6 protein-coding genes are annotated in these 6,351 nt (G+C 67.4%); 5 read left to right on the top strand and 1 reads right to left on the bottom strand.

Translation table 11 applies throughout. From position 1 onward, the window contains the following. The 3 genes from FHS00_RS07980 to FHS00_RS07970 form a co-directional block, all read left to right on the top strand. Nucleotides 1-618 (top strand): substrate-binding domain-containing protein (locus FHS00_RS07980; protein ID WP_183471599.1); only part of this gene is annotated, 618 nt, incomplete at its 5' end. A 139-nt stretch (nucleotides 619-757) separates the two neighbouring features. Then, nucleotides 758-1,822 carry an ABC transporter permease gene (locus FHS00_RS07975; protein ID WP_183471597.1) on the top strand — a complete coding sequence of 355 codons (1,065 nt, stop codon included), beginning with the start codon at nucleotides 758-760 and terminating at the stop codon, nucleotides 1,820-1,822. Continuing rightward, complete coding sequence (locus FHS00_RS07970; protein WP_183471595.1) at nucleotides 1,819-2,613, top strand: ATP-binding cassette domain-containing protein; 795 nt, start codon at nucleotides 1,819-1,821, stop codon at nucleotides 2,611-2,613. Before FHS00_RS07975 ends, FHS00_RS07970 begins: the two co-directional genes overlap by 4 nt. A gap of 212 nt (nucleotides 2,614-2,825) precedes the next feature. On the opposite strand, the gene FHS00_RS07965 is transcribed toward FHS00_RS07970, so the two are convergent. Next, the gene (locus FHS00_RS07965) at nucleotides 2,826-3,737 is read right to left on the bottom strand and encodes a helix-turn-helix domain-containing protein (RefSeq protein WP_183471593.1); all 912 of its coding nucleotides are present in this window, start codon (nucleotides 3,735-3,737) and stop codon (nucleotides 2,826-2,828) included. A 114-nt stretch (nucleotides 3,738-3,851) separates the two neighbouring features. On the opposite strand from FHS00_RS07965, the gene FHS00_RS07960 reads away from it, so the two are divergent. Both FHS00_RS07960 and aroE read left to right on the top strand, forming a co-directional pair. Continuing rightward, nucleotides 3,852-5,384: a GMC family oxidoreductase gene (locus FHS00_RS07960; protein WP_246391202.1), complete on the top strand. Its 1,533-nt coding sequence runs from the start codon at nucleotides 3,852-3,854 to the stop codon at nucleotides 5,382-5,384. Between the two features lie 15 nt (nucleotides 5,385-5,399). Further along, on the top strand, nucleotides 5,400-6,251 hold the full coding sequence (aroE, locus tag FHS00_RS07955; RefSeq protein ID WP_183471591.1) for a shikimate dehydrogenase: 852 nt from the start codon (nucleotides 5,400-5,402) through the stop codon (nucleotides 6,249-6,251). Nucleotides 6,252-6,351: the final 100 nt, after the last annotated feature.

Genomic DNA, 6,351 nt, shown 5'->3' with positions numbered 1-6,351 from the left:
GCGGGCGAACTGATCGGCAAATGGGCCGCCGCCAAGCTCGGCGAAGAGGCCGCCAACGCCAAGATCGCGATGCTCGACCTCGGCGTCAGCCAGCCCTCGGTCGACGTGCTGCGCGACCAGGGCTTCCTGACCGGCTTCGGCATCGACACCAAGGACCCGAACAAGTGGGGCGACGAGGACGACCCGCGCATCGTCGGCAACGACGTGACCGCCGGCAACGAGGAAGGCGGCCGCACGGCGATGGAGAACCTGCTCGCCAAGGACCCCGAGATCAACGTCGTCTACACCATCAACGAGCCCGCCGCCGCGGGGGCCTACGAGGCGCTCAAGGCGATCGGCCGCGAGAATGACGTGCTGATCGTTTCGGTCGATGGCGGCTGCCCCGGTGTCCAGAACGTGGCCGACGGCGTCATCGGCGCCACCTCGCAGCAATACCCGCTGGAGATGGCCTGGCTCGGCGTCGAGGCGATCGCGCAATACGCCGAGGACGGCACCCTGCCCGAGAACACCGAAGGCAAGGACTTCTACGACACCGGCGTGAAGCTGGTGACCGACGAGCCCGTCGATGGCGTCGAGTCGATCTCGGTCGAGGAAGGCCAGGAGCTTTGCTGGGGCTAAGCCCCGCCGGGATCATTCCATCCTGCGCGTCTTCGGGCGGCGCAGGATGTCCCTGACGGGGCGGGCCCCGCGCCCGCCCCGATGACGAGGGGCCGCGCGAAGGGGCGCGCCCTGCCACACGCCACGGGAGGGGCGCGCCATGACAGATAGCGATCACTACGAAGCCTCGGTGCGCGAGAAACGCGCCGAGACGGTAGCAGAGTTTCAGGATCACCGCAGAAGTCCGCTGCACCGCATTCAGCACGCGCTGCACGTCACGCCCGCCTTGGTGCCGCTGATCGTGCTGCTGGTCTCGATCATCGTCTTCGGGCTGCTGCTGGGCTCGCGTTTCTTCTCGCCCTTCGCGCTGACGCTGATCCTGCAGCAGGTGCAGATCGTCGGCATCGTCGCCGCCGCGCAGAGCCTCGTCATCTTGACCGCGGGCATCGACCTGTCGGTCGGCGCGATCATGGTGCTGAGCTCGGTGGTGATGGGCCAGTTCACCTTTCGCTACGGCATCCCCGCCCCCGTTGCCGTCGCCTGCGGCCTTGCCGTCGGCACGGCCTGCGGTTTCCTCAACGGCTGGCTCGTTTCGGTGATGCGGCTGCCGCCCTTCATCGTGACGCTGGGCAGCTGGCAGATCTTTCTCGCCACCAACTACCTCTATTCGGCCAACGAGACGATCCGCGCGCAGGAGATCGAGGCCGAGGCACCGATCTTGCAGTTTTTCGGCGCCAAGTTCGAGATCGGCGGCGCGGTCTTTACCGTCGGCGTGGTGTTCATGATCGCGCTGATCGTGTTGCTGGGCTGGGTGCTGCGGCAGACCGCCTGGGGACGGCACGTCTATGCGGTGGGCGACGACGCCGAGGCGGCGCAGCTTTCGGGTGTCAACGTCAAGCGCACCCTCGTCTCCGTCTACATGCTGTCGGGGCTGATCTGCGCCTTCGCCGGCTGGGCGCTGATCGGGCGCATCGGCTCGGTCTCGCCCACGTCCGGCTACGATGCCAACATCGAGAGCATCACCGCCGTGGTGATCGGGGGCATCTCGCTCTTCGGCGGACGCGGCTCGATCATGGGCTCGCTGTTCGGCGCGCTGATCGTGGGGGTGTTCTCGCTCGGGCTGCGACTGCTCGGGGCCGACGCGCAGTGGACCTATTTCTTCATCGGCGTGCTGATCATTGCCGCCGTGGCCGTGGACCAATGGATCAGGAAGGTGTCGGCATGAGCATCGAACAGAAACGCGAACCCATCCTCAAGGGCCGAAACCTCGTCAAGCGTTACGGCAAGGTGGTCGCCCTCGACCATTGCGACTTCGACCTCTACCCGGGCGAAATCCTCGCGGTGATCGGCGATAACGGCGCGGGCAAATCGACGCTGATCAAGGCGCTCTCGGGCGCGGTCACGCCCGACGAGGGCGAGGTCACGCTGGAAGGCCGGCAGGTGCATTTCCACTCGCCCAACGACGCGCGCCATGCCGGCATCGAGACGGTCTACCAGCAGCTGGCGATGTCGCCCGCCCTGTCGATCGCCGACAACATGTTCATGGGGCGCGAACTGCGCAAACCGGGCTTCCGGGGCAAGTGGCTCCGTCAGCTCGACCGCCTGGCGATGGAGCAGTTCGCCCGCCAGAAGCTGAACGACCTCGGGCTGATGACGATCCAGAACATCAACCAGGCGGTCGAGACGCTCTCGGGCGGGCAGCGCCAAGGCGTGGCGGTCGCCCGCGCCGCGGCCTTCGGCTCCAAGGTGATCATCCTCGACGAACCCACCGCCGCGCTTGGCGTCAAGGAGAGCCGGCGGGTGCTGGAGTTGATCCTCGACGTGAAGTCGCGCGGTATCCCGATCATCCTGATCTCGCACAACATGCCGCACGTGTTCGAACTAGCGGACCGGATACACGTGCACCGCCTGGGACAGCGGCTTTGCGTCATCGACCCCAAGAATCATTCGATGTCGGACGCGGTTGCCTATATGACGGGGGCGAAGGAACCCGAAGACGAGTTCGAGGCCGCATGACGAATGGCGTTGCGGACCGCCCAGATGCACTGACCGCGCTATTCGATCCAGCGTGACGGGAAAGCTGATCGGGCCGTGACACCCCGAGCACGCTTGCGTCCTGCTTGAACTCGTCGTTGAATCTGTTGCTGCTCAGCAATTGCCTCTTTGTCTCCAGATTGGCGAAGAACACGCCCACGAACCAAGGGGCCTTTTAGTTCCGAGGCAGCCCCTTACCCGGCCGTTCCGCGCTGCATCGGAAACGCTCCAGTTGGAATTGCTGGCCCCGGGGCATGGAACTCCCGGCGATAGCTGGTCGGCGTGCGCCCGGTGGTGGTGCGGAATGTCCGCGCGAAGTGGGCAGCGTCGTGAAAGCCGCATCTTTCGGCGATGGAGGCCATCGGCAGGTCGGTGCGGTTGAGCAGCGCCGAGGCCCGACCGACCCGCAGGCGGGTGACGTATTCGCTAATCGACAGCCCGGTGCTGCGCTTGAAGATGCGCTGAAGCTGGCTTTCGGACAGATGTGCGGTCTCGCAGAGCGGCGCGAGACGGATCGGCTGGTCGAAGCGCACATGGAGATCGGCCAGCACCCGCTCCATCCGGCGGCGGTCTCGGGACATCTCGGCCGCGTCCATGGCACCCGGCGAAAGCGTGCGGCGGTCGGGGGCGGCGGCGAGATTCAGCAGCAGGCCGGTCAGTTCAAGCGCGCGCTCGGCCTGCGGCCGGTCGCAGAGCCGGAGCATCCGGCTCCGCAGCGCCGCTGCCGTCGCCGGGCCGAAATGTACGCCCTGCGAGGCCTCGCCCAGTAGCGCGCCGATGGCGCCGAGCTCGGGCATCAGCGCGAGGAGGTCGCGCGCCCAGTCGGCGGTGAACCAGCAGATGATGGCGCAGTGTTCCGTGGCGCCCTTGGCCAGGTGATGCGACTGCCAGGCATGCGGCAGATCGGGACCGATCAGCGCCAGGTCGCCATCGGCATAGGGCGCCACGTCGCCGCCCACGAAGCGCGTGCCGTGCCCGCCGAGGGTCAGCGTCAGCTCGTATTCCGGGTGGTGATGCCAGTTGAAGGCGAACTCCGGCAGCCGCCGGTCGTAGACCAGGCAGGACTGGCCCTCCGGAATCGTCACCTTTTCGAACCACGGCCGCATGGTGCCCTCCTCGATTATGCGGTGATCCTACAAGAAGCTGCCGGAGTCGGGAATGGTGCGGTCCCGGGCGGCTCGGTAATCTGGCCATTGCAATGGGAGCGAGGGGTGTCGGACATGCCGGGCCGGATGGAAAATCCCGATGTCGTGGTGATCGGCAGCGGCGTCGGCGGCGGATCCGTGGCGCTGAAGCTGGCCGAGGCGGGGCTGCGGGTGCTGATCCTCGAACGCGGTGGGCCGTTACCGAACGAACCCGCCCTGAACGACGCCGAAGCCGTTTTCGTACAAAACCGCTATCGCACCACCGAGGAATGGCAGGACGGTTCCGGCCGCCGCTATCGCCCCGGGCAATATTACTTCCTGGGCGGGCACACCAAGTTCTACGGCACCGCCATGTTCCGCTTTCGCGAAAGCGATTTCGACGAGGTGGCGCATGAGGACGCGACCTCCCCGGCCTGGCCGGTCAGCTATTCCGACCTCGAGCCGCATTACGCCGAGGCCGAGCGGCTGTTCGGCATCCGCGGTCTGGCCGGGGTCGATCCGACCGAGCCGCCCCGCAGCAGCGGCTACGAGCACGCGCCGGTGCCGCACGAACCGCTGATCCGGCGCATGACCGAAAGGCTGGAGCGTGCCGGATTGACGCCGTTCCCCATGCCGTCCGCGGTCGATTACGGCCCCGGCGGCGCCTGCCGGCGCTGCGGCACCTGCGATGCGTTCGGCTGCCGCTTCGGCGCCAAGGGGGATGCCGAAACCCGGCTCTTGGGTCGGCTGCGCGGCCGCGCCAATGTCGAGATCCGCACCGAGGTCAGGGTGACCCGGCTGATCCACGACGCCGAGGGGCGCAGGATCGTCGCCGCCGAGATCACGGACCACGGTGTACCCAGCCGGATCGAGGCCCCGCTCTTCGTGCTCAGCGCCGGTGCGATCAATTCGGCGCTGATCCTCTTGCGCTCGGCCAGCGCGCGCTGTCCCGACGGGCTGGCCAACCGCTCGGGCGTGGTCGGGCGCTACCTGATGAACCACCATCTGACCGGGCTGATGGGCGTGCTGCCGTGGACGGTCAATGACACGAAGTTTCCCAAGACCCTGTCGGTGAACGACTTCTACCACGGCATTGAGGGCGATCCGCTGGCGCGCGGCAACATTCAGATGCTGGGCAACATCAAGGGGCCGATGATCCGCGCTGCCTATCCGCGCACGCCGCGCGCCGCGGCCGACTGGCTGGGCCGCCACAGCGTCGACTGGCTGGTGATGTCCGAAGACCTGCCGCGGGCGTCGAGCCGAGTGCGGCTGCTGCCCGACGGCACGCCGGAGGTGATCTGGCACCCGGCCGACCGCAAGGCGCATGACCGGTTCGTGCGTTACGCCCGCGGGCTGCTACGCCGGATCGGCTTTCCCCTCGTGCTGCGCCACAGCTTCGGCATCGAGGCGCCGTCACATCAATGCGGCACCGTCCGGATGGGCACCGACCCCGCCAGCTCGGCGCTCGACCCGTTCTGCCGTGCGCATGATCATCCGAACCTCTACGTCGTCGATGCCGGCTGCTTCCCGTCCTCGGCCGCCGTCAATCCCGCGCTGACCGTGGCCGCCCAGGCGCTGCGGGTCGGTGCGCATCTTTCCTCGACCTTTGCCGCCACCACGGCCGCCTGACACGGAGACATCCCCATGCCGCATGATTTCCTGCAACCATTGGTCGGGTCCTTCGCCATGCCCGCGGCCGAGAACCCTACCGTTGCGATGATCGAGGCCGCATTCCGCTATCACGGGCTGAACTGGCGCTACATCAACTGCGAAGTCGCACCTCAGGACCTCGGCGACGCGGTCCGAGGGGCGCGGGCAATGGGCTGGCGCGGCTTCAACTGCTCGATCCCGCATAAGGTGGCGGTCATCGAGTACCTGGAGGGTCTGGGCCGCTCGGCGGAGATCATCGGGGCGGTGAACACAGTCGTGCGGCACGAGGACGGGCGGCTGATCGGCGAGAATACCGACGGCAAGGGATTTCTCCGGGCGTTGTCCGAGGTGACCGAGCCGTCGGGCCAGCGCGCGGTGCTGTTCGGCGCCGGCGGCGCGGCCCGGGCCGTCGCGGTCGAGATGGCACTGGCGGGCGTCTCCCAGATCACCGTAGTCAACCGCAGCCCCGCCCGCGGCGAGGCCGTGGTTCGACTGATCGACGACCGGACCCCCGCCTCGGCGGAGTACCGGCCCTGGGAGGGCAGCTTCCGTGTCCCGCAGGGCACCAGGCTTGTCGTCAACGCCACGTCGGTCGGTCTCTACCCCGATGTCGATGCCACGCCGGACATCGATCACGACAGCCTGACGCCGGACATGGTCGTGGCCGACGGCATACACAATCCGCCGCTGACGAAACTCTTGAGGGCGGCGCAGGCGCGCGGCTGCAAGACAGCGGACGGTCTGGGCATGCTCGTCGGTCAGGGGGTGATCGGCCTGAAACACTGGACCGGCATCGATGCCGATGCCGAGGTCATGCGGCGGGCGCTTCTGGATCTTGGCCTATAGACGGTCAGGTCCAGGCACTGTTGCCAAGCATCAACTTCAGCCCTCCGACGGCCCCGCCTTCTGCGAGACCGAGCCGCTGCAAGTTTCGCTGGGCCGTGTC

It is taken from the genome of Limimaricola variabilis (genome assembly GCF_014195545.1).
GTDB lineage: Bacteria > Pseudomonadota > Alphaproteobacteria > Rhodobacterales > Rhodobacteraceae > Limimaricola > Limimaricola variabilis.
This window is presented reverse-complemented; position numbering and strand designations above follow the sequence as displayed.

Bases quoted from the DNA above. Each gene is read 5' to 3' on its own strand.
- FHS00_RS07960 (WP_246391202.1), top strand. From the start codon at position 3,852: ATGCCGGGCCGGATGGAAAATCCCGATGTCGTGGTGATCGGCAGCGGC.
- FHS00_RS07975 (WP_183471597.1), top strand. From the start codon at position 758: ATGACAGATAGCGATCACTACGAAGCCTCGGTGCGCGAGAAACGCGCC.
- FHS00_RS07970 (WP_183471595.1), top strand. From the start codon at position 1,819: ATGAGCATCGAACAGAAACGCGAACCCATCCTCAAGGGCCGAAACCTC.
- aroE (WP_183471591.1), top strand. From the start codon at position 5,400: ATGCCGCATGATTTCCTGCAACCATTGGTCGGGTCCTTCGCCATGCCC.
- FHS00_RS07965 (WP_183471593.1), bottom strand. From the start codon at position 3,737: ATGCGGCCGTGGTTCGAAAAGGTGACGATTCCGGAGGGCCAGTCCTGC.